This is a genomic window from Candidatus Kuenenia stuttgartiensis, from assembly GCF_900232105.1.
Lineage (GTDB): Bacteria > Planctomycetota > Brocadiia > Brocadiales > Brocadiaceae > Kuenenia > Kuenenia stuttgartiensis_A.
The window spans coordinates 2630639-2657450 of the sequence record NZ_LT934425.1; the positions used below are offsets into that span (position 1 = coordinate 2630639).

The 26812-nt window shown below is 41.1% G+C and carries 25 protein-coding genes and 3 pseudogenes; 19 read left to right on the top strand and 9 right to left on the bottom strand.

Features of this window, described 5'->3' with window-relative positions; translation table 11 throughout:
* Positions 1-30: 30 nt before the first annotated feature.
* The 10 genes from KSMBR1_RS12305 (at position 31) to KSMBR1_RS21070 (ending at position 4757) form a co-directional block, all read left to right on the top strand.
* On the top strand, positions 31-1728 hold the full coding sequence (locus KSMBR1_RS12305) for a hypothetical protein (RefSeq protein ID WP_099325596.1): 1698 nt from the start codon (positions 31-33) through the stop codon (positions 1726-1728).
* Between the two features lie 348 nt (positions 1729-2076).
* The gene (locus tag KSMBR1_RS12310) at positions 2077-2292 is read left to right on the top strand and encodes a DUF3800 domain-containing protein (RefSeq protein WP_157820566.1); all 216 of its coding nucleotides are present in this window, start codon (positions 2077-2079) and stop codon (positions 2290-2292) included.
* A 50-nt stretch (positions 2293-2342) separates the two neighbouring features.
* Entirely contained in the window at positions 2343-2540 is a 198-nt protein-coding gene (locus KSMBR1_RS12315; RefSeq protein WP_099325598.1) for a hypothetical protein, read from the top strand.
* Positions 2537-2791 (top strand): type II toxin-antitoxin system RelE family toxin, encoded by a 255-nt coding sequence (locus KSMBR1_RS12320; RefSeq protein ID WP_099325599.1) that lies wholly within the window; start codon positions 2537-2539, stop codon positions 2789-2791. Before KSMBR1_RS12315 ends, KSMBR1_RS12320 begins: the two co-directional genes overlap by 4 nt.
* A 270-nt stretch (positions 2792-3061) precedes the next feature.
* On the top strand, positions 3062-3289 hold the full coding sequence (locus KSMBR1_RS12325) for a DUF433 domain-containing protein (protein WP_099325600.1): 228 nt from the start codon (positions 3062-3064) through the stop codon (positions 3287-3289).
* Entirely contained in the window at positions 3286-3513 is a 228-nt protein-coding gene (locus KSMBR1_RS23510) for a DUF5615 family PIN-like protein (protein ID WP_157820567.1), read from the top strand. The genes KSMBR1_RS12325 and KSMBR1_RS23510 overlap by 4 nt, the downstream gene beginning before the upstream one ends.
* Positions 3407-3649 carry a hypothetical protein gene (locus KSMBR1_RS21600; protein ID WP_169703904.1) on the top strand — a complete coding sequence of 81 codons (243 nt, stop codon included), beginning with the start codon at positions 3407-3409 and terminating at the stop codon, positions 3647-3649. Before KSMBR1_RS23510 ends, KSMBR1_RS21600 begins: the two co-directional genes overlap by 107 nt.
* Before the next feature lie 193 nt (positions 3650-3842).
* Positions 3843-4151, top strand: coding sequence for a hypothetical protein (locus KSMBR1_RS12335; RefSeq protein ID WP_099325602.1), 309 nt, complete (start codon positions 3843-3845; stop codon positions 4149-4151).
* Positions 4091-4594 carry a DUF6036 family nucleotidyltransferase gene (locus KSMBR1_RS12340; RefSeq protein ID WP_099325603.1) on the top strand — a complete coding sequence of 168 codons (504 nt, stop codon included), beginning with the start codon at positions 4091-4093 and terminating at the stop codon, positions 4592-4594. Before KSMBR1_RS12335 ends, KSMBR1_RS12340 begins: the two co-directional genes overlap by 61 nt.
* Complete coding sequence (locus KSMBR1_RS21070; protein ID WP_157820569.1) at positions 4587-4757, top strand: hypothetical protein; 171 nt, start codon at positions 4587-4589, stop codon at positions 4755-4757. Before KSMBR1_RS12340 ends, KSMBR1_RS21070 begins: the two co-directional genes overlap by 8 nt.
* A 201-nt stretch (positions 4758-4958) precedes the next feature.
* Here KSMBR1_RS21070 and KSMBR1_RS12345 read toward each other — a convergent pair whose 3' ends face one another.
* From KSMBR1_RS12345 to KSMBR1_RS12355, 4 genes and pseudogenes are all read right to left on the bottom strand, one after another.
* A complete protein-coding gene (locus KSMBR1_RS12345; RefSeq protein ID WP_099325604.1) occupies positions 4959-6194 on the bottom strand; it encodes an anhydro-N-acetylmuramic acid kinase in 1236 nt (411 codons plus the stop codon).
* Positions 6118-6336: pseudogene (locus KSMBR1_RS22475) on the bottom strand (hypothetical protein); the annotation flags it as partial. The gene KSMBR1_RS12345 and the pseudogene KSMBR1_RS22475, both read right to left, overlap by 77 nt.
* A gap of 55 nt (positions 6337-6391) precedes the next feature.
* The gene (locus KSMBR1_RS12350; RefSeq protein WP_099325605.1) at positions 6392-6829 is read right to left on the bottom strand and encodes a universal stress protein; all 438 of its coding nucleotides are present in this window, start codon (positions 6827-6829) and stop codon (positions 6392-6394) included.
* A gap of 16 nt (positions 6830-6845) precedes the next feature.
* Positions 6846-9098 carry a cation:proton antiporter gene (locus tag KSMBR1_RS12355; RefSeq protein ID WP_099325606.1) on the bottom strand — a complete coding sequence of 751 codons (2253 nt, stop codon included), beginning with the start codon at positions 9096-9098 and terminating at the stop codon, positions 6846-6848.
* A 760-nt stretch (positions 9099-9858) separates the two neighbouring features.
* On the opposite strand from KSMBR1_RS12355, the gene KSMBR1_RS12360 reads away from it, so the two are divergent.
* Positions 9859-10413, top strand: a complete 555-nt coding sequence (locus tag KSMBR1_RS12360; RefSeq protein WP_099325607.1) for a hypothetical protein — start codon at positions 9859-9861, stop codon at positions 10411-10413.
* Positions 10414-10957: 544 nt separating this feature from the next.
* Positions 10958-11164: pseudogene (locus tag KSMBR1_RS12365) on the top strand (DpnI domain-containing protein); the annotation flags it as partial.
* Between the two features lie 138 nt (positions 11165-11302).
* Here KSMBR1_RS12365 and KSMBR1_RS12370 read toward each other — a convergent pair.
* From KSMBR1_RS12370 to KSMBR1_RS12390, 5 genes and pseudogenes are all read right to left on the bottom strand, one after another.
* Positions 11303-11740: a universal stress protein gene (locus KSMBR1_RS12370; RefSeq protein WP_099325609.1), complete on the bottom strand. Its 438-nt coding sequence runs from the start codon at positions 11738-11740 to the stop codon at positions 11303-11305.
* A 16-nt stretch (positions 11741-11756) separates the two neighbouring features.
* Positions 11757-14849: a cation:proton antiporter gene (locus KSMBR1_RS12375; RefSeq protein ID WP_099325610.1), complete on the bottom strand. Its 3093-nt coding sequence runs from the start codon at positions 14847-14849 to the stop codon at positions 11757-11759.
* Positions 14850-15110: 261 nt separating this feature from the next.
* Positions 15111-15257, bottom strand: a pseudogene (locus KSMBR1_RS12380) (IS1595 family transposase); the annotation flags it as partial.
* 44 nt (positions 15258-15301) lie between these two features.
* Positions 15302-15673 carry a universal stress protein gene (locus KSMBR1_RS12385; protein WP_197705191.1) on the bottom strand — a complete coding sequence of 124 codons (372 nt, stop codon included), beginning with the start codon at positions 15671-15673 and terminating at the stop codon, positions 15302-15304.
* Positions 15674-15742: 69 nt separating this feature from the next.
* Complete coding sequence (locus KSMBR1_RS12390) at positions 15743-18241, bottom strand: cation:proton antiporter (protein WP_099325612.1); 2499 nt, start codon at positions 18239-18241, stop codon at positions 15743-15745.
* Positions 18242-18701: 460 nt separating this feature from the next.
* Between KSMBR1_RS12390 and KSMBR1_RS12395 the strand changes: the two genes are divergently transcribed.
* From KSMBR1_RS12395 to KSMBR1_RS12425, 7 genes are all read left to right on the top strand, one after another.
* Positions 18702-19055, top strand: a complete 354-nt coding sequence (locus KSMBR1_RS12395; protein WP_099325613.1) for an NADH-quinone oxidoreductase subunit A — start codon at positions 18702-18704, stop codon at positions 19053-19055.
* Complete coding sequence (locus KSMBR1_RS12400; RefSeq protein ID WP_099325614.1) at positions 19046-19513, top strand: NADH-quinone oxidoreductase subunit B; 468 nt, start codon at positions 19046-19048, stop codon at positions 19511-19513. The genes KSMBR1_RS12395 and KSMBR1_RS12400 overlap by 10 nt, the downstream gene beginning before the upstream one ends.
* A gap of 24 nt (positions 19514-19537) precedes the next feature.
* Entirely contained in the window at positions 19538-20038 is a 501-nt protein-coding gene (locus KSMBR1_RS12405; RefSeq protein ID WP_099325615.1) for an NADH-quinone oxidoreductase subunit C, read from the top strand.
* Complete coding sequence (gene nuoD / locus KSMBR1_RS12410; RefSeq protein ID WP_099325616.1) at positions 20035-21225, top strand: NADH dehydrogenase (quinone) subunit D; 1191 nt, start codon at positions 20035-20037, stop codon at positions 21223-21225. Before KSMBR1_RS12405 ends, nuoD begins: the two co-directional genes overlap by 4 nt.
* An 8-nt stretch (positions 21226-21233) precedes the next feature.
* Complete coding sequence (gene nuoE, locus KSMBR1_RS12415; RefSeq protein WP_099325617.1) at positions 21234-21728, top strand: NADH-quinone oxidoreductase subunit NuoE; 495 nt, start codon at positions 21234-21236, stop codon at positions 21726-21728.
* 393 nt (positions 21729-22121) lie between these two features.
* Positions 22122-23972, top strand: coding sequence for an NADH-quinone oxidoreductase subunit NuoF (locus tag KSMBR1_RS12420; RefSeq protein ID WP_099325618.1), 1851 nt, complete (start codon positions 22122-22124; stop codon positions 23970-23972).
* Positions 23969-26641 carry a molybdopterin-dependent oxidoreductase gene (locus KSMBR1_RS12425; protein ID WP_099325619.1) on the top strand — a complete coding sequence of 891 codons (2673 nt, stop codon included), beginning with the start codon at positions 23969-23971 and terminating at the stop codon, positions 26639-26641. Before KSMBR1_RS12420 ends, KSMBR1_RS12425 begins: the two co-directional genes overlap by 4 nt.
* Positions 26642-26812 lie beyond the last annotated feature (171 nt).

The window sequence follows — 26812 nt, forward strand, 5'->3', positions numbered from 1 at the left end:
AAAAAAGGAACTATTACATCTCCTAAAGATATGAATAAAATACTTGATAAATTACATCACATGTCTAAAATTCCCAGGCATGGTACAGACTGTTATAAGCAATGGCTTGAACAGAAAGATTTTTTGCAGTTTCTTTTAGATACAAGCCATGGAGATATTCCTTTATATGTCTCTTATAAAGAAAGCTATATTTATTCTGTATTTCTACCGCAAAACTGTCTGCGGGGGAATTATATTGACGATTTAATGAATTGGAACTGCTTCCCTGACAGTTCATGGGGATACAGTTATTCTTATGGTAAAAAGGAAAGGGCAATAGATATTTCTCTTTTGCATCCTTTCGATTCTTCCGGGTCAAAATTATTAAAGAATGCAACCCCTATAACTTTTCTAAGGAGTTTTGAAGGCAGAATAGGGCAAAAAAGTTATATAGAGGTTCTTCAATTGTTTACCCATCTTAATGGTTTGCACTTTGTAGAAGAAAAGAATGCCTATTGTCGCTTAAATGAAGATGGAGATATTGAAGAAATTATTAAAATTCATCATACACCGGATGATATTTTAGTTACCATTAAACAAGATGTACTGGATCATCATTTGTTTCTATCTAACTCAGTATTGTTACGACTTTTTGACAGAACTCTTTGCAATAACTGGATAAAATCTAGCGCAGAAACCCGGAATAAATCTAATTTTTCTGATAAAAAGAATAAAATATATGCTCGACAAGGTATTGCGTATGATAAAGAATGTCTGCCCACTGCGGGCTGGCTGAGAGGATTTCAAATCATACGAAATTATCAGCCACGCAAAAAGATGATAAAGATTTTAACCGATGGACATTCAAAACCTCAAAAGTATGAAGAGTTTATTGCCCATGATTGGAAGCGTAAGAAAATTGCGTCTTTTTCCTGTGACCCCAAAAAACTGGACAATTATTTTGTTGAATCAGATAAACCTTTTGAGACATCTCCTGTGTTTTTTAAACCAGATGTCCTTTTAAAGTATAAACAGAATCCAGAAAAATATACTCTCGAACAACGAAGTATACATTGTAGGGAGAGTTGGAGTTTAAAAACATACGATATTAACGAAGCGGGCCAAGTCCATACCTATTTGATTTACTTGGGAGATCTTCCGCATTCAGAACAACTTCATTGGAAGTCTTATAATGAGAAACCAAAGGCTAAAATATCCAGGAGAGCTTTTACAACAGATTTCATGGGGAAGTGTGATTTATCGTATGAGCCTTTATCTGCATTAAAAAAAGCTCTAAAAGATTTAGAGGAAGAAAAACCAGATTTATGGTCATGTTCAGATGGAAAACTAAATCAGCAACTCCACTATCCGGTTACTGATTCACTGAAAGAATGGATAGACGAAATTCATACATTGGATAAGCTTGTAGTTGAAGGGCTTAAAAAACCGTATTTAAGGAATATAGCGATATCATTGAATTGTTATGACAATAAAGTGGGCACTATAAAACTACTAAAAAAGATTCTTGAGACAAAAGAAATTGATAGTCATGAAATCAACGAAATCATATCCCCTTTGGAAGATATTCATTTTTTGAGAACAAAGTTAGCTGGGCATAGCTCTGGAAAAGAAGCAGATAAAATCAGAAAAGATCTAATTGCAAAGCATGGAGACCTAAGAAAGCATTTTCGCAACCTTGTTGAAAAAACTGATAAAAGCATAAAAGGGATGAAACGAATCCAACTATAAGCGTACGACAAGGGAATCGAATCTTTCCATAGTCACACCTTGATTAGTGATTATAATGTTGAGTATTCATAACTGTTTTAAGTTTTTTTTGGCGCATCTTTGCTATCATGAAAGAGGATTATCTGCAAAACATGAACAAACAAGCCCCGCTAGACAGGCATGTCCGTTATCTAACAAAGCAAACCAATATGCCTGCCTGAGCGAGGATGTTCACAGACATGTCCACGATTTGAAAAACACATTGACCCCATTAGATGTTTACTATCTAACGGGGCTGTCCAAATGGTTTACAAACTCTACGACCTCACGCCAGAGGAGATTGTGATTGTGGAGGGAAAATAAACAGGATTGATTTATCATATCTATTGTGACGAAAGCAGGCAGTCGAAAGATCGCTTTATGGTAATAGGCGGCGCAATTATTCCATCGGATAATGTAGAGCCGTTTAATAAAACGATGCAGAAATACCGAAATGAACAAAAGATGTTTTCAGAGCTAAAATGGTCAAAAGTAACCAATCAGAAACTTACCGAATACAAAGGTTTAATAAATAATATAAATTGATATAATGCTTATATCTTATTCTATCATTGCTTGAAAGAGGATGTATTTAAATGCGGGAATTGAAAGTGCCCGTATCGGCAGATGAAATTATAGAAGCGGTGAAAAAGATGAAAAAAAGCGACAGGGAGGCTTTTGTTGAGGATCTACTGGCTATAACTTCTCCTGAGTATTTACAGAGCATTAAAGAAGCAAGGGCAGGCTACAAGACAGGCAAGACAAAATCCCATAAAGAGATTTTTGGAAAATGAACTATAACCTTGTTTATACTTACAGGGCAGAGAGGGACATAAAGAAACTGGATTCTTCGATAAAAAACCGTATCGGGAATGCCCTTTTAAAACTTCGGGATAATCCCTTATTATATTCTGAAAAACTGAGTGACCCTGCACTTGGGACATACAAATTCAGGATGGGAGATTACAGGGTAATCTTTGATATTGAAGGCAGCGAGTTGTTATTCTCAGAATTGGCCATAGAAGGGAAATTTATAAAAGATTGATATAACCCTTAGCTCCCACTCAATCCATCCTTGCCAAAACCTTCCGCGGCGAACGCTGGGAGTGATTAAAGGGAAGAATCATTCAAAATGACAAGTTATATTTGAAGGGAAAAGTTCAAAGGCGAATCTTTTCTATCAAGAAAGACGAGTATTACTTGCAAAACATGGATAAGCAATTTGAGAAAACAGTTAGTGGGTTTGTTATAATATAATAAGAAAAGTAATTAGAGTACTGAGCGTACGTTTTAAAATAGAAAGGAATTACGTAAAATGAATACGGCAATTGAGAGAATAGCGATTGATCCAAAGATATGCAGTGGAAAACCCTGTATTAAAGGCACAAGAATACCAGTACATATAATACTTGACCTTCTTGCCGCTGGAGAAGATTTTGATGGTATAAAAAAGGCATATCCCAATATTACGGATAAAGATATTAGGGCATGCCTGAATTATGCAGCAGTTCTTGCTGATGAAGAAGCCGGGGTTACGGCGTGAAGATTTTTGCCAATGAAAACCTCTTTGAGCCAATTATTGATTATTTAAGGTCTTTAGGGAATGATGTGCTGAGTATCAGAGACTGCGGTCTTTCCGGTATTTCTGATGATGAGGTATATGAGATGGCGTGCAAGGAAAACAGGGTCATTATTACCATGGACAAAGACTTCACAAGAATATTCAGATTTCCTCTCCAAAGATGCGGGGGGAATTGTTGTTGCTAAAATTTATAAAAGACCTGTTGATGAGACGCTCACAATATTCAGAAAATATTATCAGTCTATCAAGGCGGAGGACGTAAAAGAAAATCTGGTTATTATTACCCCGGAAGGTGTACGGATAAGAAGGTCAGCAAGATGACGAACGACTTCCAATTCTCCCTTACTCTTGTTACCCAAACCCCTGCTGTAAAAGAATAACATTTCTTTTTATCCCGCTTTGATAAACCAGGGGGGGCGTGCCTTGATCAGAGATTATAATGTTGAGTATTCATGACTGTTTTAAGTTTTTCTGCGCATATTTGCTCTCATGAAAAGAGGATTATCTGCAAAACATGGACAAGCAAGCCAAAGTCCGCGATTTGGAATGCCAGAGTAATACCAGATGTTTACCGTCTAACGGGGTTGACAAGATTGTCTACAACCTTTACGACCTCGCGCCGGAGGAGGCTGAGATTGTGGAGGGGAAAAAGGGGAAGAATGGGAATAAACAGAGCATACTGTATAAATATTTCATCGAAGTAATGCCATGTGCCGCCTTGCAGAAAATGTTTGGTTTTGAAGTACATCGGAAGGAAAGAATATGTATTATTTTGAGATACTGGAAGGATTGTATAAGAGAGATGTCAGATATCTCATCGTAGGCGGATTGTCCGTCAATCTCTATGGTGTTCCACGGGTAACCCAGGACATAGACATCGTTATTGCTATGAGTAAAGAAAATATTCTTAAGACAACCTCCCTATTGAAAAAATTGGGCTATATTCCTCGCCTGCCCGTAAATCCCGAAGACCTTGCAAACCCCGAGAATGTAAAAGACTGGATAGAAACTAAAAACCTTAAGGCGTTTAGTTTCTATCATAAAAAAGATAATTATAAGGTTGTTGATATTGTGCTTGTTCATCCATTGGATTTCGAAAAATCGTTTATAAACAGAACAATCAAAAAGGCAATGGATATAGACATTTATCTGGCATCAATAGATGATATAATAAAGATGAAAGAATTTAGCGGAAGAAGTCAGGATTTAAGTGATATTGCAATGCTCAGGAAAGTAAGGAAATATCTGGAGGAAGAGAATGGATAAGGGATTTATGTATACACTTGAAGATGAAAAAATAATGGAATATATGAAATTATCCACAGAGGAAAAATTAAAATGGCTGGACGAAATCAACGAGTTTAACAAAATAGTATTAAGTGAACGCGAGAAGGGGTTAAGGGAGAAATTAAGAAAATGCGAAATATAATAAATAAGATGGTAAAATGTAGGAGGGGAATGGGGTCGCACCTTGATTAGTGATTATAACGTTGAGTATTCATAGCGGTTTTAAAGTTTTTGGCGCATATTTGCTATCATGAAGGATGATTATCTGCAAAACATGGACAAGCAGGCCAACGTCCGCGGTCCCGTTAAAATGTTTCGGATAAATCGTGGATGCCTGAACCGGTTATCTGTGTCTCCCGGGGAGAATTTTCCCCAGAACCACCTGTTCCCTTGCCCCCGTTGCATTAGGAACATTGTTGGTGTTTCCCGATATCGTTTCGTTTGCAAGGATGGCAAAGGCGAGGGCTTCTTTGGAATCAGAGGTAATGCCAAACATGTCTATTGGATATACCCTTATGGAAGGGTCAAGGTTTTGCTTAATACATTTTAATAGCGTTTTGTTGTGGCAACCCCCTCCGGAAAGGATTACCTCCGAGATACTATGCCTGTTTAATATCCATTGTTTATAGCTTTCCGCAATCGAGTATGCGGTAAACCATGTAACGGTTGCAAGGATATCCATGTTGTTTATGCCTGCCTTCACGGCATCGTTGTAAATCTTATCTGCGTAGCAGACGCCAAATTCCTCGCGTCCGGTAGTTTTTGGAGGCGGCTTTGACAGGAAAGAATGTCTTTGCAGATTCAACAGGAGTTCCCTGTTTATCTGCCCCTGCGCAGCCAGTATTCCATCTTTGTCAAAGTGCGCAGCGTTGTTTGTAATGCGTTCTGTTATTCTGTCAATGATCATATTGCCGGGTCCGGTGTCAAAGGCGATTACCTCGTTGATATTGCAATCTTTCGGCAGAAACGTAACGTTCGCGATTCCCCCGATATTTTGCAATGAGCGTCCCTTTTCTTTATCCCTGAAAAGAATAAAGTCCGCATATGACACAAGAGGCGCCCCCTGGCCTCCTGCTGCTATGTCTCTGGGGCGAAAATCCGCCACGGTGGTAATGCCTGTTTCATGGGCTATTACGGAAGGTTCTCCGATTTGAAGGGTTGAGCCGGCAGGAGCAATGCCAGGCAGCATGTTGTCATGTGGAGGGGAATCTGAAGACAAACAAGGTATATGATAAATAGTTTGTCCGTGAGACCCGACAAGATCAATATCAAGGAGAGAAATGCCGGATGCATTTGCAATGTTCTTTACTGCTTCCGCAAAGAGTTTTCCAAGGGTGAAGTTTAACCGGCAGATTTTTTCAACCGTACCGGAAGAAGGGTTGCTCGCTTCCAGGACAGCATTGCGAATGTTGTCGGGATAAGGATACGTGGCAAAGGCAAGGACGTTTACTCTGGTGCTTACCCCATTTCCTGAAATCTCAGCGAGGCAGGTATCTATTCCGTCAACGGAGGTTCCGGACATAAGCCCTACAACCTTCTTTGTAGTCTTTCCCTTTAATCGTAAAAGTTCCGCTAACATTTATTAATTCTTTTTGTTTAACTATTTTATCAAATGTCGTCGGTTCTATTCGTGTTGCCTTTTGAAGAAGCCGGTAGAAAAGCTTGCCGCGATGTTTCGAGGTTATCCGGTTGAATCTAAACGCATACTCAAAATAATCTAATCCTCAATCCTCAATCTGCAACTTGCAATTAGCCGACTGTAGATTGCTGACTGCCTTACCCTCTTATGCACAAGACGGGGCAAGGGGCATTTCTTATCACATTCTCTGTCACGCTGCCAATAAACATATGAGAAATGCCCGTACGGCCGTGAGTACCCATAACTATAAGATCTACCCCCACATCGCGGGCTGCTTTTAAAATCTCTTCGAAAGGAACACCCGCTCTCATCAGTATTTCAACATTTATACGATGCCTTATTTCTTCAGGAATACTGCTCCTCAATTTCTGTTCTATCTCTGCATCCGTTTCCGCAGTACGGTTTAACTCAGCGTCAAATTTAAGCCCGCCATAATCAGAGGTATGCTCTTCATGGACATGCATAAGATAAAGCACGGCAGCATCCTTGATCGCCAATTTCTCCGCATATGCAAGCGCATTCATGGAACAATCTGAATAATCTATGGGACAAAGAATTTTCTGATAGTGAATCATTTTTACCTCGGAGTATTCAGTTTAACACTGCCCCTTCTAATTCCTTTTTTCTTTTAGTAACAGGAAGAATCTCAGGAGAACAGCCTTTCTTTAGCAAGATGTTTCTTAAAAGAGAGGGGCATATGATGGAAGTAAATACAATTGCCATAATAACAGAGGAAAATACCGTATCACTTAACGTTCCCATATCCCTGCCAAGTCCTGCCAGAATTAATGTCCCCTCCATCTTTGTCGCCATCCCTATGCCTATGGCCAGACGGTTTATACCTTTCTCAATCGGGCAAACACTGCAAAACATCTTTCCGATAACGGCAGCGCCTGTTATGGCAAGGCCGAGGAGGAGGGCATTTAGATTGAAAAAACTCCCCAGTTCTACCTGTGCCCCCACCCGAACAAAAAGTATCGGTACGAGGAGCATATAAAATGGTCTTATAAACGATTCAACATTACGATGTTCCCCATCATCAGAGTTCCATAACTTCACATTCCGCAGGAATAAACCTGCAACAAATGCGCCTATTACCGTGTGGAGTCCTACAGACCCAAACATAAAGGCTAACAAAAGGGATAAAATTACCACTATGGGTATATTTAAACCCTCCGTAAGCCTTTTCGTGAGAAAATTCCCAAACTTATCACCATATTTTACGATAACAATCAAACTGATTATCAGAGAAGTGATTGCTATGCCAAAGCTGAGGGACATACCTACGAGAGAACCTCCTCCTTTTACAACAAATCCACTTACTACACCGAAGGTTAAAATTACAATAATATCGGTAAGAATAGTAGCACCGGCTATTACCCTTCCTTCCAGGGTATTTATTGCCTTTAATTCGCTCAAAACCGCAAGTAATAATCCGGTACTCGAATTACAAAGAACGATTGCCAAAAGAAGTTTCGTGCCGCTTGAGATATCCGGAAGGAGAAAATGCCCAACCATAAGTCCCAGCCCTGCAGGGGCTATTATACCGCCCAGACATACCAGGAGAGAAGATGTTCCTACCCGTAATAATGCCCTGAGGTCTGTATTGAGACCAGCGGTAAAAAGAAGTATCAACGTTCCAAAGTATGATATCATCTTTACGAATGGCATAGTCCTGAGAAAATCAAAAAAATCCCATCCGGTAAAGGTGATGACGTTACCCAGTATCATTCCTATTATCAGTTTTCCTACTACACCGGGAAGCCGTAACCTCCTTGCCAGCCATTCTGCTATCTTGGCGGCGATAAGTATTATGGCGATGGCAAGGATTACCGCATGGGTTGGATCTTTATGCCATATCTCCCACACATGCCCGGAACCTTCACTTTCTGCTATATCTCCAACTGGTTTTTGCAGAGATATTTCCTCATTGCGAACTGATTGGTACTCGATAGGTAATTTTTCTTCCTGTAAGAGAGAAATACTTTCCTCATCAGGAACAACAGATGATTGTGTACCCTTTTCTTCTTTAACCAATACCATCTCTTCTCCGGGAGAAGGAGTAGAAGGTGTTGACGTAGGCGCGATAGAAAGGGTTTCCTCTTCTTTAACATCCGAAAGCATATCTTTATCGATAACAATATCTTCTTTATCTTCATTGGTAGGAGATGTCTCTTCTGAACTTTCATTATTCGCGACATCAAATTCAGGAAAAGGTCCCTCCTCACGAGCAGTCGCAGGAGAGGGTTCTGGCAAATAAGAAGAGACACCCATCTCTTTTATATCCTGAAACTCGCCCTCGTCGGTATTTACCTGATGGCTAATAGGTGATTTCTCTTCTTCATGAGAAGATGCTTTTCCCTCATCAGGGGTATTTTCCTGCTGTTCGTTATCTACAACCGATGTTTGATCCCCCTTTTCTTCCTCAATTGAGGATACTTCTCCATCGGGGGAAGGATTAGAAAGTATTATCGGGGATGTGACATCATAAATTTCCTCTTCAGTTGCAATTTCCTGACCATCCTCACGAATGGAGGTGTTCTCCTTAAGGGTTTCCCCCTCTGCAGTAACGGTACCAGAAGGAGGAGTTTTCTCTACAACAATAGCCTGAAAGGGTTTTTCATCTAAGGCAGGTGACTGTATTTCGCATTGCTCGATAGGGGCGGATTGTGTCTCTAAAGTCTCTTTTTTATTATTGGCGGGAACTTGCTCCGAATCCTTTGTTATTGAAACTTTTTCTGCTTTTACCTGGGGTAACCAAATTCCATAAAAGTAAAACAAAAAAATTAATAGTATTACGGATGCCCGTTTCAATTTTATAGTATGCATCTGAAAGTTAATCATCGTTAACCCCTATTCAGTTTAAAGCTGACCCTTCTCATTCCTTTTTTTCGGCAGCACTATGCAAACCTTTGCAATGAACACCTTTCTTAAGTGTGTAAGAATGGTCTTAAGATTTTAGGTAACCGCGCACAGGGGATAAAATGGCGTTAAATATAATATTCTAAGCAAGTTATGTATTTTTTATGAAATTCATGAATTAGCCAGCAAATATTTAATGCGCTGAAAATAAGCGCTTTAGCAATTCAAATTTTTTTCTGTAATAAATTCATAATTTATTAAGTACCAATTTAACAGTAACTTAAATACTGTGAACGGTTACGGTTTTAGTAACACTTTCGTTTTTTGAAGAATTCCAATAACAGCGCGACTTGCCGTATTAAAAAGGTAAAAAGGATGGTATAGAGGCGGAGCATTTGCTGTAAACGGATGTTGTTCGTTCCTCACTTGAAACACCTAAGCCCACTAAATTCAAATAGTGCGACGGACCTCGTCACACTACAAAGGACTTTTTCCCGTTTCAAAAGGCTAAGGTGTTACAGGTTTTATGATTGTTCCTGCGTGGTTTTTGTAGTTATTGGCAATTGCAGCAAGCAATATTCAGTATACTTTCGTTTACATATTTGTCAAGAAAATGTAAATATAGGTTTACACATGGGAGGGTATTTTGTATCATAGTGTTGTCGTTGCACCAAAATACTTAAGACAATGAGAAAAGGCATTAATCGATTTACTTATTTTCAATAAAAGGTAATCACTCAAAATGAAAAAATACATTTCTTTTATCGCCTTTGTAATAAGTCTGTCTTTTTTATTAACGGGATGTACAGGGTTTTCCAAAAAAATTAACGAAATCCAAAAGGAACAAGAAGAACATGCTGCACTCGTTAATAAGAAGATTCAAGACCATGGGCAAATACTTTCAAATTTACAATCTTCCTGCCAAAATATTGAAGGACAAATTGAAGAACTTTCACAAAAAGCCACTAATACGGACAGCGATTATTCAAAACTTCAAACAGCACTGGATACCCTCAATAATAAAATTGAGACAAGAGGTAATTTCCTTGATACTATTTACCCGAAAATCCAAAAACGCATCGATGATCTTGAAATGAAGGTAAATACCCTTCTCGAGATAGAGCATGATTTACAAACTAAGATTACCGCACTTCAATCACAGTTGTCTGATATCTCGTCTGAAACAAAACAATATGATACTAGTTATGATGAGCTGGGCTACTCGAATAGGTGGCTAAGAAACCTTTCTAATAAAAAAGGGCAACAGGAGGAGGTTCAGAAACAAGAAAGGAAATAGTGGGGAAGAACTAACGGAATAGAAAGGAAGATAACGAGGTCACACATTAGAAGGTTTTAAAATAAAACCTGACTTAATAGGATTTTCATATAGCACTAAGACACTTTTAAGCCGATTTCGGGGCAGAAACTCGATGGACGATTTTTGTTTTTGTCCGTCAACGAATAGACCGCACAATGACAGAGCAATATCGTTGTGCGGCCTTTTTTTTGGTTTGCATATTTGCGATATTTGCGTTAGCCCGACTTTCGCAACTCAATGGGTAGATAAATCGCTAAGCCAGTAAATACAAGAGGTCCTCTGCTCCGGTGCAAGGGTCATCGGCGCAGATAAGCCCCTCGATATATTTACTATGGAGACAAACATGGCGTCCATTTCGCCACTATTTATCCAACATACCGCCAGTCCTTATGTTTAAATTTAAAGAGAAGGATATTTGATTGAAGCATTAGTTGTTGTACGTCTCTAATTATGTGAGAATTAGCCGGTCAAGTGAATGCCCCAATTATCAATATTTAATATGTGACTCTAAAAATCCCCTAAAATGAATTTAAGTTTCAATACAAAACTAGCAGAAGGATATTCTAGCAATTCGCAAATTGCAAGAGTATTAACTGAAAATTGGGTTAAAGAAAATTCTTATTGTCCTTGTTGTGGTAATTTTCCATTGAGTGAATTTAAAAACAATAGCCCTGTAGCTGTCTTTTATTGTCTTAAATGCAGCGAAGAATTTGAATTGAAAGGAAATAGACTCGAAGTGTCTCCTGAATTTGCTCAGGTTTGCGTTGTGGCTTAAACTATCATGTGATAGTAATTTTAATTTTCCATGCGGATAGAAGTGATAGTTCCAACATCAGCCAACATGGCACCGTCTTTGTCCCAATGATAACTACCCTCTTATGCACAAGACGGGGCAAGGGGCATTTCTTATCACATTCTCTGTCACGCTGCCAATAAACATATGAGAAATGCCCGTACGGCCGTGAGTACCCATAACTATAAGATCTACCCCCACATCGCGGGCTGCTTTTAAAATCTCTTCGAAAGGAACACCCGCTCTCATCAGTATTTCAACATTTATACGATGCCTTATTTCTTCAGGAATACTGCTCCTCAATTTCTGTTCTATCTCTGCATCCGTTTCCGCAGTACGGTTTAACTCAGCGTCAAATTTAAGCCCGCCATAATCAGAGGTATGCTCTTCATGGACATGCATAAGATAAAGCACGGCAGAGTCCTTTATTGCCAATTTCTCCGCATATGCAAGCGCATTCATGGAACAATCTGAATAATCTATGGGACAAAGAATTTTCTGATAGTGAATCATTTTTATCTCGGAGTATTCAGTTTAACACTGCCCCTTCTAATTCCTTTTTTCTTTTAGTAACAGGAAGAATCTCAGGTGAACAGCCTTTCTTTAGCAAGATGTTTCTTAAAAGAGAGGGGCATATGATGGAAGTAAATACAATTGCCATAATAACAGAAGAAAATACCGTATCACTTAACATTCCCATATCCCTGCCAAGTCCTGCCAGAATTAATGTCCCCTCCATCTTTGTCGCCATCCCTATGCCTATGGCCAGACGGTTTATACCTTTCTCAATCGGGCAAACGCTGCAAAACATCTTTCCGATAACGGCAGCGCCTGTTATGGCAAGGCCGAGGAGGAGGGCATTTAGATTGAAAAAACTCCCCAGTTCTACCTGCGCCCCCACCCGAACAAAAAGTATCGGTACAAGGAGCATATAAAATGGTCTTATAAACGATTCAACATTACGATGCTCCTTATCATCAGAGTTCCTTAGCTTCACATTCCGCAGGAATAAGCCTGCAACAAATGCGCCTATTACCGTGTGGAGTCCTACAGACCCAAACATAAAGACTAATAAAAGTGATAAAATTACCACTATGGGTATATTTAAACCCTCCGTAAGCCTTTTCGTGAGAAAATTCCCAAACTTATCACCATATTTTACGATAACAATCAAACTGATTATCAGAGAAGTGATTGCTACGCCAAAGCTGAGGGACATACCTACGAGAGAACCTCCTCCTTTTACAACAAATCCACTTACTACACCGAAGGTTAAAATTACAATAATATCGGTAAGAATAGTAGCACCGGCCATTACCCTTCCTTCCAGGGTATTTATTGCCTTTAATTCGCTCAAAACCGCAAGTAATAATCCGGTACTCGAATTACAAAGAACGATTGCCAAAAGAAGTTTCGTGCCGCTTGAGATATCCGGAAGGAGAAAATGCCCAACCATAAGTCCCAGTCCTGCAGGGGCTATTATACCGCCCAAACATACCAGGAGAGAAGATGTTCCTACCCGTAATAATGCCCTGAGGTCTGTATTGAGACCAGCGGTAAAAAGAAGTATCAACGTTCCAAAGTATGATATCATCTTTACGAATGGCATAGTCCTGAGAAAATCGAAAAAATCCCATCCGGTAAAGGTGATGACGTTACCCAGTATCATTCCCACTATCAGCTTTCCTACTACAGCAGGAAGCCGCAACCTCCTTGCCAGCCATTCTGCTATCTTGGCGGCGATAAGTATTATGGCGACGGCAAGGATTACCGCATGGGTTGGATCTTTATGCCATATCTCCCAGCCATTACCTGAATCTTTCCCTTTTTTCACTGCGGCTATGCGGCGTTCTCCTGAAGCTATTACCGTTGTGGATTCACCAGCATCCTTTCTCGGCGGTTCCGTATCTCTATCTTCCTTCCCCTGTAAAAAACCTTCAAGAGGCGTAGAAGGCAACCTCTCCACGGAGGCATTTGGGGAGGACTTACTTCCTCCATAAGGCGACGGCTCCTCCTTTTCTCCTGTAATCAGTGATTCTTCCACGTCAACGGATGCAGCGGAATATGTCGGCGTAGGTGCAGGCGCAGGCGTGTCGGAGAGGACACTTTTTTCTTCTGTATCTCTGTGATTTTCCGTAAGAATACTATGCTGCGGCGGAACTTCCCCTATTGATGATTCATCTCTTGTATGCTCTTCTGTTCCATGAGGAGTTTCGTTTTCAATAGGAATCGCCTGAGATAATTCTCCTTCCGGCGATGGCGTGTGGATTTCTCTTTCTTCCTCAATCAAAGATTGCCCATGGACAGTGGGTGTAACAGGTAGAATCGGCATTGGTGTAACAAGTGTATTATCTTGTGCCGTGGTATCCGAAAGTGCCTCTTTTGCAAGAATATCAGTATCGCTGCGACTCCCTGTAGTGATGGCATGCTGTGGCGGAACCTCTTTTATTGATGATTCTTCTTCAGGATGCTCTTCTGTTCCATGAGGAGTTTCGTTTTCAATAGGAATCGCCTGAGATAATTCTCCTTCCGGCGATGGCGTGTGGATTTCCCTTTCTTCCTCAATCAAAGATTGCCCATGGACAGTGGGTGTAACAGGTAGAATCGGCATTGGTGTAACAAGTGTATTATCTTGTGCCGTGGTATCCGAAAGTGCCTCTTTTGCAAGAATATCAGTATCGCTGCGACTCCCTGTAGTGATGGCATGCTGTGGCGGAACCTCTTTTATTGATGATTCTTCTTCAGGATGCTCTTCTGTTCCATGAGGAGTTTCGTTTTCAATAGGAATCGCCTGAGATAATTCTCCTTCCGGCGATGGCGTGTGGATTTCCCTTTCTTCCTCAATCAAAGATTGCTCATGGCCAGTGGGTGTAACAGGCAGAATAGGCATTGGTGTAGCAATGGTATTATCTTGTGCTGTGGTATCCGAAAGTGCCTCTTTTGCAAGAATATCAGTATCGCTGCGACTTTCTGTAGTGATGGCATGCTGTGGTGGAACCTCTTTTATTGATGATTCTTCTCCGGGATGCTCTTCTGTTGCATGAGGATCTCTTCTCGCAATAGGAATGGCCTGAGATAATTCTCCTTCTGGCGATGGTGTATGGATTTCTTTTTCTTCTTCAACCAAAGATTGCCCATAACCAGTGGGTGTAACAGAGGGAATCGGTGTTGGCGTAGCTACAATATTATCTCGCCCTGTGGTATCCGAAAGCGCCTCTTCTGCGTGAACAATCGGCCGGTCATCTTTATTGGTGTGTGCTATTTTCTGCGAATACTTATTTTCTGCATGTTCAGAAGTATAGGGTTCTTCTTTTTCAGTTGTGATAACATCGCTATTACTATTCGGCGTCTGAATACCGACGTCTCTCATATCAACCGTTGTGGGGGATGGGTGTTCTATAACAGGCGTTTGAATGGGTTGATTGTCCCCAGCAATAGTTTGTGTCCCATTTTCTTCTACTGCTAAAGAAACCCTTTCTTTTTGAGTGTCGGCATGAATTGGTTGTGAATCGTTGGAAGGTTCCAAATGCTTCGCTTCCAACACTGGCGCACCTAACATATCGGTACAATACAGGGAGATGAATACTATCAGAAAAACCAGGCTGGATTTGTAGCTACTCATGAAAGCATTGTGGGCTAGAGAACTTTCTGCGAGGATAGAATTAAGAACAACAGAATCAATATATTTACATTATAAAACAGGAAACATCTTAAATACAGAAAAAGTTTCGCAAGGGTTCAATATATTTTTAATTGGGGTATTTACCTGAATTTGTTAAGTATTGCTAAATATTTTAATGATTTTGTGTTTTATGCCCTTGATAAATTAATTTTAGATGATTATACTATGTCTCATTTCTTTGTTGGAAGGGGGTATTATTTCTTACGATTTAACTTTCGTTAAAACCTTTTGACTTTTATCAAATGTCGTCGGTTCTATTTGTGTTGCCTTTTGAAGAAGCCGGTAGAAAAGCTTGCCGCGATATTTCGAGGTTATCCGGTTGAATCTAAACGTATACTCAAAATAATACAATCCTCAATCTGCAATTTGCCGACTGTAGATTACTGACAGCCTTACCCCCTTATGCACAATACAGGACAAGGGGCGTTTCTTATCACCTTCTCTGCCACACTACCAATAAACATATGGGAAATGCCCGTACGGCCGTGAGTACCCATAACTATAAGATCTATCCCAATATCTCTGGCTGCTTTTAAAATCCCTTCACAGGTGTCCCCCGCCCTCATCAATATTTCAATATTTATACAGCACCTTATTTCTTCTGGAATACTGCTAATAAATTTCTGTTCTATCTCTGCATCCGTTTCCTCGGTACGGTTTAACTCCGTGTCAAATTTAAGCCCGCCATAATCAGAGGCATGTTCTTCCTTTACATAAATAAGATAAAGGCCTGGCAGTTTCCCTTGTTGCCAATTTTGCCGCATATGCAAGCGCATTCATGGCACAATTTAAATAATCAACGGGACAAAGGATTTTCCGATAGTGAATCATTTTTACCCCTGTGTATTCAGTTTAACGCAGCCCTTTTTAATTCCTTCTTCTGCTTTTGCAACAGAGACGATGTCTTGTGCGTCGCCCTTCTTCTGCAGGAATGCCCTTAAAAAATAAGGACATATGATAGAGGTAAGCACGATTACCATAATAGCAGAGGAAAATACGGCGCTGTTAAATATTTCCATATCTCTGCCTATTCCTGCAAGTATTAGAGTCCCTTCCATCTTTATCGCCATACCTATGCCTATAGTCAAACGATTTACTCCGCGCTCAATCGGGCAAACGCTGCAAAACATCTTTCCTGCAATAGCGGCACCCGTTATAGCAAGTCCGAGGATCGCTGTATTTACATGTAAAAAACTCATTAGATCAACCTGCGCCCCCACTTTAACAAAAAGTATTGGCACTATAATCTTATAAAATGGCCTTATAAAAGATTCAATAGTACGATATTCTTCTTCGTCGAATTCGTCGGAATCACTTAGTTTTACATTCCGCAGGAATAACCCTGCAACAAATGCCCCTATTACTGTATGAAGCCCAATTGTTCCAGTCATAAAGGCTAACAAGAGGCACAAAACTATTACAATAGGAATATTTAATCCCTCTTTAGCTCTTTTCGTTAAAAAGCTGCCGAATTTTTCGCTATATCTCAAAATAATTACTAACGCAATGGTAAGGAAAGAAATTGCGATACACACGCTAACTAAAATATGCAGGAAAGAATTCCCTTCACGAGCGACAAATCCGCTAACGAGGCCGAAGGATAAAATAACCATGATCTCTGTAAGAACGCCGGCACCGATGAGTATCCTTCCTTCCAGGGTATTCATAGCCTTTAATTCGCCTAAAATTGCCGTTAATAATCCCATTCCTGTACTGGCCAAAATAATTGCTAAAAGCATCTTTGTACCATTTGAGGCATCAGGAAGGAAGAAATGCCCTGCCACAAGACCCAGTCCGGCAGGGACGATAATACCGCCCATGCACACCAGTAAAGAGGAAGCCCCTGCCCGTAATAACATCCTGATATCGGTATGAAGCCCTGCGGTAAAGAGAAGTATCAACGTTCCAAAATATGATATCATCTTTAAAAAGGGCATTGTCTTGAGAAATTCGAAAAAATCCCCTCCGGTAAAGATATAGATATTGCCTAACACTAGTCCTGCCAATAGATTACCCACTACCGAAGGCAACTGAACGTTTTTTGCCAGCAATTCTCCTATCTTGGCAGCAATAAGTATTATGGCGATGGCAAGGATCACACTATGGGATGGATCTTTGTGCAATATATCCCAGGCAGGCCTTGAAACTCCCTCTTCTTTCACAGTGTCTAAGCGGTGTTCTTCTGAAGCTATTCCTGTTGTTGATTCATCGGTATCCTTTGTTGGCAGTCCAGCATCTCTCTCTTCATTCACCTGAGAAGAACCTTCAATATGCGTAAACGGCAACAACTCCAAGGGGATAGTTGGCGCTCCGCGTTCTACATCATGCGATGGCTTATCCTTTTCTATCGGAACCAGTGATTCTTCTGTGTGAGCGGATGCAGCAGGATATTCCGGAGTTGGAACAGGCATGGCGGAGATGGCGCCTTTTTCTTCAGCATCTCCCGGAGTCGCTGTAATTATAGCATGCTGCGGCTCAATTTCCTCTATCGATGACTCATCTCCGGGATGCTCTTCTGTTCCATGAGGAGTTTCGTTTTCAATAGGAATCGCCTGAGATAATTCTACTTCCGGAGATGGCGTGTGGATTTCCCTTTCTTCCTCAATCAAAGACTGCCCATGGACAGTGGGTGTAACAGGTAGAATCGGCATTGGTGTAACAAGTGTATTATCTTGTGCCGTGGTATCCGAAAGTGCCTCTTCTGCAAGAATATCAGTATCGCTGCGACTCTCTGTAGTGATGGCATGCTGTGGCGGAACCTCTTTTATCGATGATTCTTCTTCAAGATGCTCTTCTGTTGCATGCGGAGCGCTTATCTCAATAGGAATAGCCTGAGATAATTCTCCCTCTGGCGATGGTGTTGGTGTATGGATTTCCTTTTCTTTTTCAACCAAAGAGTGCCCATAGCCCGTAGGTATAACAGAGAGAATCGGTGTTGGCGTAGCCATGATATTATCTTGCTCTGTGGTATCCGAAAGCGCCTCTTCTGTGGGAACAATCGGCCGGTCATCTTCATTGGGGTGTGCTATTTTCTGCGGATACTTATTTTCTTCATGTTCAGAAATAATATAAGGTTCTTCTTTTTCTGTTATGATATTGTTGCTATTACTATCCGGCGTTTGAATGGGCTTATTGCCCCCTGCAGTAGTCTGTGTACCATTTTCTTCTACCGTTAAAGAATCTCTTTCTTTTTGAGTGTCGATATGGATCGATTGTGAATCATTGGAAGGTTCCAAATGCTTCGCTTCTAATTCCGGCGTACCTAACATAATAACACAGAACAGGGATATGAAAACTATAAGAAAAGCCAGGCTGGATTTGTAGCTACTCATAAAAGCATTATAGGCGAAAAAACTTTCTGCATGGATAGAATTAAGAACAACAGCGTCAATATATTTGCATTATAAAACAGGAAACATCTTAAATACAGAAAAAGTTTAGCAAGGGTTCAATATATTTTTAATTGGGGTATTTACCTGAATTTGTGTAACTATTCAGCGTAAACGATACACGGCTCGTTCCCAAACCTTGTACTGAACATAGTGAAGTATCTGTTTGGGAACGAGTTGCGCTCTTATCTCCGGTAGTTTAATAAATTACACTGAATAGTTACGAATTTGTTAAGTATTGCTAAATATTTTAATGATTTTGTGTTTTATGCCCTTGATAAATTGATTTTAGATGATTATACTATGTCTCATTTCTTTGTTGGAAAGGGGTATTATTTCTTACTGTTTAACTTTCGTTAAAACTTTTTGACTTTTTCATAAATAGTTCTATAATCCCGGTCAAATGATACAATATCTGCCCATTTTAATTTTATTCTTTGTAGCACTCGGTTTTGCACTAACCAATGTAGGGATTTCAGAGATCCTTGGCAGGAAAAAACCATCCGAAGAAAAACTTACTCCTTACGAATGCGGCGTTGAGCCGGTGGGGTCCGCGCACGAACGTTTTTCCGTAAAGTTTTACCTGATTGCAATGCTTTTTGTTGTATTTGATATAGAGGTTATCTTTATGTATCCATGGGCAGTTGCCTTTAAGTCATTAAAGCTTTTTGGATTCATTGAAATGGTGATATTTATTGGCATATTGCTTATTTGTTATTTATACATTTGGAAAAGGGGGGGATTGGAATGGGAATAGAGAGCCATCTGGGTGATAATATTCTGACAACCACCTTGACAACAATGGTAAATTGGGCAAGAAAATCCTCTCTTTGGCCAATGCCCTTTGGTTTGGCTTGTTGTGCAATAGAGATGATGGCCGTTGTAGCGCCGCGTCATGACCTTGCACGTTTCGGCGCCGAAGTGTTTCGATTCTCTCCGCGGCAGTCAGATCTAATGATTGTTGCGGGTACGCTTACCTATAAAATGGCCTCAGTGGCGAAGAAGATATACGAACAAATGCCTGAGCCTAAATGGGTTGTTGCGATGGGCGCTTGTGCTGTTTCCGGGGGGGTATTTAACACGTACAGCGTTGTACAGGGACTTGAACAAGTAATACCGGTGGATGTTTATCTTCCGGGCTGTCCGCCGAGACCCGAGGCGTTGATTCATGCTATCATGGAAATACAGAAGAAAATCCAGAAAGGATCACTATAAAAGAATATTTCAAAGTATGCCGCGATGAATAATGATTCAATTATTACATTAGTGAAATCTCATTTCCCAGAAGCGATAACCGATTGTTATGATTTTCGTGGGGAATTGACGTTTGTTATAAAAAAAGAACACATTATGCAGGTAGCTGAGTTTTTTAAGAAAAACGAGGAGCTTGAGTGTGATTATTTGTCCGATGTATGTGGCGTTGATAAAATTGAAACAAATGGTGTTTTTGAGGTAGTATATCACCTGTATTCTATGCAAAAGAAACACAGAGTGCGTCTTAAAGTTCCCGTTCCCTCTGATAATCCAACCATTTCAACTGTTACTCATATCTGGAAAACGGCAAACTGGCACGAAAGAGAAACTTATGACATGTTTGGCATTCAGTTTCAGGGTCACCCCGACCTGAGGAAGATACTCATGCCGGAAGATTTTGAAGGCCATCCATTGCGGAAAGATTATCCCATAGATGGAAGACAGCCTGCGAGCCTGAGAGCTATCTACAGAAAGGATGAAGCATGACTACGGCTACTTCCGCAAAAACCACTCATATGATGTCCATCAATATGGGACCCCAGCATCCGAGTACTCATGGCGTGCTCCGGTTAATACTCGAGATGGATGGCGAAACCATTACAAAGGCGGCGCCTGATATTGGATTTCTGCACAGGGGCGTGGAAAAACTAGCAGAATACAAGACATATCATCAATTCATTCCCCTTACCGACCGCCTTGATTACGTGGCGCCTTTCTCAAATAATTTAGCGTATGCGCTTGCGGTTGAAAAATTAATCGGCGTTGAAATTCCCGAAAGAGCGCAGCATATAAGGGTTATGCTTTGCGAACTTACAAGGATATCTTCCCATTTATTGTGGCTGGCCACGCATGCCCTTGATTTAGGGGCAATGACGGTTTTCTTTTATTGTTTCCGCGAACGGGAAACGCTTTACGATATTTTCGAGATGGTTTCCGGTTCGAGAATGAATCTTTCCTATATACGGATTGGCGGTGTTGCGCACGATTTGCCCGGAGGTTTTCTGAAAAGCGTTGAAAAGTTCGTGAATGAATTTCCTTCAAAACTGAAGGAATATGAAATACTATTAAAAGATAATCCGATTTGGAAAAAACGCACAATTGGCGTTGGTTATATTTCCCCGGAAGAAGCGATTGATTACGGGTTGAGCGGGCCGAGTTTAAGAGGTTCCGGGGTGGACTGGGACGTAAGAAAGGCAGAACCTTATTCCAGTTATGACAAATACGATTTTAACGTTCCACTGGGAGTGCATGGCGATGTGTACGACAGATACCGTGTGCGTATTGAGGAAATGATTCAAAGCAACAACATTGTTAAACAGGCCTTGGATATTCTTCCGAAAGGAGATCACATTGCCCATGCCCCGGCTGTTGCATTGCCGGCAAAAGAAGCGGTGGAAACAAACATGGAGGCTATGATTCACCATTTTAAATTAATTACCGATGGCATTTGCCCGCCAAAAGGCGAAGTCTATTCATGTGTGGAAGCCCCGAAAGGGGAATTGGGATTTTATATCGTCAGCGACGGTTCGAACCGTCCCTATCGTTTAAAAATCAGGCCGCCGTCTTTTGTAAATCTTGAGGCGTTGCCAAAAATGGTGGAAGGAAAGATGCTGCCCGACGTCGTTGCCGTAATCGGGAGTTTAGATATAGTTTTGGGTGAAATTGATCGTTAAAAACAAAAATGGCTGAAACAAATATACAATCCGCTGAGAATGAAGCATTATATCTTTCTAAGACAGAAGATGTTTTAGAAAAGTATAAACACGGCAGGGGCTCGCTCATTCCCATCTTGCAGACGATACAGACGGCATATGGTTATTTGCCGGAGAAGGTTGTTGATTTTGTTTCGGAAAGATTGAATATAAGCGTGAATGAGATAATCGGTGTTGCGACATTTTACGCCCAGTTTCATATGAGACCACGCGGCAGGCATATCATTAAGGCATGCAGCGGAACTGCATGTCATGTAAAAGGCGCAAAGCAAATTATTGAAAAACTGGGCAAAAAACTGGACATTCCTGTAGGGGAGACAACAAAAGATACAATGTTTACCCTCGAAGAGGTGGCTTGTTTGGGCGCCTGTTCGCTTGCGCCGGTTATAATGGTGGATGAAGATGTTTATGGCCAACTGTCGCATAATACCGTTGGGAATATAATAGACGAGATAAAGGGTTAGAGCTTGTGGGTAGTTTCTTTGCATTTTTTGCAGTACATTTAATTCCCAAATTCCAAGCTCAATTTATACACTACAAATTATAAAGAGCAATAAAGTAAGATAAATCAATGTCTTTTCGACTAATTGAATTCTTTAAACATGTTATGTATAGTGTATATTGTATACACTACACGAATAGTTTATGTTTTTATTAAAGGAAGCGAAAACTATTGAATATACAGGCTTTCCGCATATATATTCAATGTAGTGTATAAAATTAGCTTCGAAGTCAGGTTAATTGTGAAATCCGAAGTTGCCAGTCTACAGACTGCCGACTGGAGACTGCCGGTTGCAGGTTGCAGATTTTCTTATTTGTTTGGTTCTGGCTTGTCCTTGTTGAGGAGTTTCTGCTAAATGGTTCTTGACGAAAGGTCTGAAGGTTCAAAAGTGGATGCAATGCCCGCCAGGGCCAGGATAATTGTTGGCATGGGAACATGTGGCATTGGCGCTGGCGCGAGGGGGGTATTAAAAAGTATCGAAAGCGAACTTGCCAAACAACAGATTCAGGCGGATATTGTTCATACAGGGTGCATTGGTTTATGTTCCTATGAAGTACTTGTTGATATAATAATCCCTGGCCGTACCAGGGTAACGTATAAAAATGTGAAGCCGCAGACCGTCCCTCTGTTATTGGAGGAACACGTAAGAAAAGGGGAAATTGTTAAAAACCATGTATTGTCTCAAATGGTTGCGGAAGAGGGGTGCGAAGAGCCATATCCGCTAGTTCCTTTTTTTGATGAACTGATCATTAATAGACCGCAGCGCAAGCAGATTTTGAGGAATTGCGGCTACATTGACCCTGATAGCATTGAGGAATATATTGCCCGCGGCGGGTATGAAGCCCTTAAAAAAGTACTAAAGACAATGAGTCCGGAGCAGGTGATTGAGGAAGTGTCTAAGTCAGGTTTGAGAGGAAGAGGGGGCGGTGGGTTTTCTACCGGCAATAAGTGGGCGTCGTGTGCAAAATATTCTACCGATGAAAAGTTTGTTATCTGTAATGCTGACGAGGGCGACCCTGGTGCATTTATGGACAGAAGTCTACTGGAGGGTGACCCGCACGCAGTCCTTGAGGGCATGATTATTGGCGGATACGCCATTGGCGCAACCAGTGGTTACATATATATCCGTGCGGAATATCCTCTGGCGGTTAGAAGGATTAAGCATACTATTGAGCAGGCAGGAAAATATGGGTTTTTGGGTGAGAATATTTTGGGCAGCGGATACAGCTTAAATATTTACATAAAGGAAGGCGCAGGTGCTTTTGTCTGCGGAGAGTCCACGGCATTACAATATTCAATAGAAGGCAAGCGGGGAATGCCGCGCACAAGGCCCCCTCAATCTGTAGAGGCGGGACTGTGGGATAAGCCAACTGTGTTAAATAATGTGGAAACCTTTGCGAATGTCCCTCTTGTAATGAATAAGGGGGCAGGTTGGTATGCTCAGATGGGAACAGACAAAAGCAAAGGTACGAAGATATTTTCATTAACGGGGAAAATAAAACATCCGGGCCTTGTAGAAGTTCCCATGGGCACAACTATCCGGCAAATCGTATTTGATATAGGAGGGGGGATTCCCAGGAAAAGACGGTTTAAAGCCGTTCAGATTGGAGGGCCTTCCGGCGGTTGTTTGCCTGAATCATTGCTGGATTTTCCTATCGACTACGAATCATTATTGGAAATTGGCGCGATGATGGGTTCAGGTAGTTTTGTAGTGGTGGATGACGGCACCTGTATGGTGGAAATGGCTCGCTTTTTTATGGATTTTTGCGCACGGGAATCATGCGGAAAATGTCCTCCATGCAGAATAGGCACAACCCTTATGCTTGATATACTTACGCGGATTACTCAGGGAATGGGTGAAGAGGGCGATATTGCAATGCTTGAAGAGATGTGCGGAGAGGTGAAGACCATGTCCCTTTGCGGTCTTGGGCAATCAGCGCCCAATCCAATCAAGTCCACTTTGCGGTATTTTAAAGACGAATATATCGCTCACATCAGAGACAAAATTTGCCCCACCGCCACATGTACGGCGTTGCACAGGTATGAGGTTATCCCCGATAAATGCACTAAATGCCAGGTCTGTATACGTAATTGTCCTGTCAAAGCAATCAGTGGCAGCAAGACGGAAGTTGCTTTTATTGATAAAGCAAAGTGTATTAAATGTAATGTGTGTTACGAAAAATGTAATTTCCTGGCAATAAAATGAAAATTATCCATCTGACAATAGATGATAAATCAATCGTAGCGCCTGAAGGCACAAATATTTTTCAGGCGGCATTGGACAATAATATTTATATTCCAGGCCTGTGCTACCATCCAAAACTATCCCAGTTTGGCGGATGCAGGCTTTGTTATGTTGAAGTTACTGAAAGGAATCAAACAAGACGCCGTTTCGCCTGTGCACATCCGGTATCCGAGGGGATGAGCGTAAAAGTAAATACAGCAGAAGTGAATCGCCATAGAAAAGCGGTAATGGAATACCTGCTTGCTCATCATGAACTTGCCTGCCCCACCTGTAATAAATCCGGAGAATGCGGACTGCAAAATATTGCCCATGAACAGGAATCCCCTCTGGGAAGATTCAAGACGGCAAGGATGTCTGCTCCGGTAATTCGGGATAATCCGGTTTTGGAATTAAACAGAAACCGGTGCGTTTTGTGCGGACGCTGTGTAAACGCCTGCAAGGAAATAGAGGGTGTTGGCGCCATAGACTTCCAGAACCGCGGGTTCAGAACGGTTATTGGAACCGCCTTTGACAGGCCATTGGATTGCAGTTTTTGCGGAGGGTGTCTGGCTGTGTGCCCGACAGGTGCTTGGCAGGACAGAACGCTGAAGTTCAGCGGCAGGTCGTGGGAATTCGAGGGTTTTCAGACAATTTGCCCATATTGTTCCGTTGGCTGCACAATTGTTTTAAATACAAAAAATGGAAGCGTCAGGCGCGTGCTTTCCGAAGATAAACTGGGAATAAATGAGGGAAATCTTTGTGTGAAGGGAAGGTTCGGGCATGAATTTATTCATTCCCCTGAACGAATAACCACCCCATTGATAAAAAAGAATGGTGAATTTCAGGCTGTCCGGTGGGAAGAGGCGATTGGGTTTGTGTCGGAGACGCTTGGACGAATTATTGAAAAACATGGCAGCAATACGATAGGCGGCATCGGTTCTGAAAAATGTACCAACGAGGAAGATTACCTTTTTCAGAAATTTTGCAGAACGGTACTGAGGACAAATTGTATTGACAACATAGCAAATATGAGGGCGCCATTCTTAAATAGCGTTTTATATAAATCAGTTGAAAGCGGGTTTGCAGCCGCTCCATTGAAGGAAATCGAAAATGCCGGCACCCTGTTCTTTTTTGGCGTGGATATTACCGAGGCACTTCCCGTCATAGGATGCATGGCAAGGAAGGCAATAAAATTGAATAACGCAAATGTGGTGATCGCCAACCCGCGCACTATCATTTTTAAAAATACCGCCCCAAATGAAGCGCGACTAAACTATTCTTTGGGAAGTCAGCATATATTGCTCAACGCAATAATCAAAGTTATTGTTGAGGATAAACTTGTTGATATTAAAAAGTTAGAGTCTTCGGCAAGTAATCTTAGCGATTTACGTTTAGCGGTAGAAAATCTTAGTTTAATTGATGTTGAACGATTGACGGGAGTTTCGCCTGAAATGATACGCAACGCTGCCGGATTGCTGGCGAAACCGGGCAACTGTTGCATTGTTTACGGCAAAGACGTTATTGAAGACCCGCTTGGTGCGGATACCATAAAAACGCTGTTAGACCTTTGCACATTGATTGATATTTCCAATCGTAGTGAAATTCATCCTGGCAGGGTGTCTCTTTTCTGTGCAAGATATCATAATAATTCGCAGGGGGTAAACGATATGGGAGTCGTTCCGGAATCATTACCCGGTTATCTTGATATAAACGATGCATCGAATAAGGAGAGAATTGAAGAATTGTGGGGCGTAAAATTTTCTGAAGATCTTTTATCAAAAAAACCCTTAAATCTGATTGACGCCGCAAAAAATGGGAGCATAAAATCGCTTTACGTAATGGGCGCAGATCCTGTCACGGAGTATCCGAACGGAAAAGAGATAAGAGATAGTTTTAAGAATATGGAATTTATTGTCGTTCAGGATTCATTTATGACGGAAACAGCAAAACAGGCAGATGTGATCTTCCCCTCTGCTACATTTGCCGAAAAAGAAGGTACTTATACCAGTATGGGATTGATCACGCAGCGATTAAACAAGGCTGTTTCACCTGTGGGTGAATCGAAGGCTGATTGGAAAATTATCTGCGATGTATCAGAAAAAATGGGACATGCTTTCCCCTATGCGAATGTAACGGAAATTGTGGATGAAATAAAAAAGGCAGCCCCTCTTTATTCATCCTTAAGTTATGACCGCCTGAAGCGAAAGGAATTTCACTGGCCTTCATCGTTTCCTGAAAAAAAAGAATCAAATACCTGCACGTTTTTTGCGATTCAGGGTAAATTCCTGAAAGTGAATGTAGAAAAAGAATTTCCTTTCATCGTAATGACAGGTGCAAGCCTGAATCACCATGGCGCTTATTCAGCAAAATCAAGGGCATTGGTTTCGATTGCCCCTGAATGTTGTGTAGAAATAAACGAAAAAGACGCAAAGGATATGCAGATTAAAAATGGGGATATGGTTATGGTTGAGTCGCGGGTGGGAAAATTAAAACTGAGAGCAAGGGTAACAAAGAAATCTCCTCCGGGCATAGTTTTTGTGCCAGATGCATATGCAGACTCACCTGTTAATATCTTGATATCTCAGGCATATACACCGGTGAAGATTTATACTGTTTCTGATTTGGTGTTACGCCTGAGCCAAGGTGAATAAAAAAAGGATGTAATAAAGTAGACATGGTGTTTTCGTTAAACGAATCCGCACGGGATTGCTATCCTCTTTCTGGCAGCAAGACAGTCACGAACAACAATGTGACTTATTTGCGTTTTGCCTATAAAATGGGCGGCAATTCCGGGCTGTTATTCGAATAGACTAATTGGCAAC

Coding starts and splice junctions, on each gene's coding strand:
- KSMBR1_RS12355 (WP_099325606.1), bottom strand. CDS start 9,098: ATGATTAACTTTCAGATGCATACTATAAAATTGAAACGGGCATCCGTA.
- KSMBR1_RS12350 (WP_099325605.1), bottom strand. CDS start 6,829: ATGATTCACTATCAGAAAATTCTTTGTCCCATAGATTATTCAGATTGT.
- nuoD (WP_099325616.1), top strand. CDS start 20,035: ATGACTACGGCTACTTCCGCAAAAACCACTCATATGATGTCCATCAAT.
- KSMBR1_RS12325 (WP_099325600.1), top strand. CDS start 3,062: ATGAATACGGCAATTGAGAGAATAGCGATTGATCCAAAGATATGCAGT.
- KSMBR1_RS12345 (WP_099325604.1), bottom strand. CDS start 6,194: ATGTTAGCGGAACTTTTACGATTAAAGGGAAAGACTACAAAGAAGGTT.
- KSMBR1_RS21600 (WP_169703904.1), top strand. CDS start 3,407: ATGAGATGGCGTGCAAGGAAAACAGGGTCATTATTACCATGGACAAAG.
- KSMBR1_RS12320 (WP_099325599.1), top strand. CDS start 2,537: ATGAACTATAACCTTGTTTATACTTACAGGGCAGAGAGGGACATAAAG.
- KSMBR1_RS12315 (WP_099325598.1), top strand. CDS start 2,343: ATGCGGGAATTGAAAGTGCCCGTATCGGCAGATGAAATTATAGAAGCG.
- KSMBR1_RS21070 (WP_157820569.1), top strand. CDS start 4,587: ATGGATAAGGGATTTATGTATACACTTGAAGATGAAAAAATAATGGAA.
- KSMBR1_RS12335 (WP_099325602.1), top strand. CDS start 3,843: ATGGACAAGCAAGCCAAAGTCCGCGATTTGGAATGCCAGAGTAATACC.
- KSMBR1_RS12375 (WP_099325610.1), bottom strand. CDS start 14,849: ATGAGTAGCTACAAATCCAGCCTGGTTTTTCTGATAGTATTCATCTCC.
- KSMBR1_RS12340 (WP_099325603.1), top strand. CDS start 4,091: ATGTATTATTTTGAGATACTGGAAGGATTGTATAAGAGAGATGTCAGA.
- KSMBR1_RS12420 (WP_099325618.1), top strand. CDS start 22,122: ATGGTTCTTGACGAAAGGTCTGAAGGTTCAAAAGTGGATGCAATGCCC.
- KSMBR1_RS12405 (WP_099325615.1), top strand. CDS start 19,538: ATGAATAATGATTCAATTATTACATTAGTGAAATCTCATTTCCCAGAA.
- KSMBR1_RS12390 (WP_099325612.1), bottom strand. CDS start 18,241: ATGAGTAGCTACAAATCCAGCCTGGCTTTTCTTATAGTTTTCATATCC.
- KSMBR1_RS12425 (WP_099325619.1), top strand. CDS start 23,969: ATGAAAATTATCCATCTGACAATAGATGATAAATCAATCGTAGCGCCT.
- KSMBR1_RS12395 (WP_099325613.1), top strand. CDS start 18,702: ATGATACAATATCTGCCCATTTTAATTTTATTCTTTGTAGCACTCGGT.
- KSMBR1_RS12385 (WP_197705191.1), bottom strand. CDS start 15,673: ATGCGGCAAAATTGGCAACAAGGGAAACTGCCAGGCCTTTATCTTATT.
- KSMBR1_RS12400 (WP_099325614.1), top strand. CDS start 19,046: ATGGGAATAGAGAGCCATCTGGGTGATAATATTCTGACAACCACCTTG.
- KSMBR1_RS12305 (WP_099325596.1), top strand. CDS start 31: ATGAATAAAATACTTGATAAATTACATCACATGTCTAAAATTCCCAGG.
- KSMBR1_RS12360 (WP_099325607.1), top strand. CDS start 9,859: ATGAAAAAATACATTTCTTTTATCGCCTTTGTAATAAGTCTGTCTTTT.
- nuoE (WP_099325617.1), top strand. CDS start 21,234: ATGGCTGAAACAAATATACAATCCGCTGAGAATGAAGCATTATATCTT.
- KSMBR1_RS12370 (WP_099325609.1), bottom strand. CDS start 11,740: ATGATTCACTATCAGAAAATTCTTTGTCCCATAGATTATTCAGATTGT.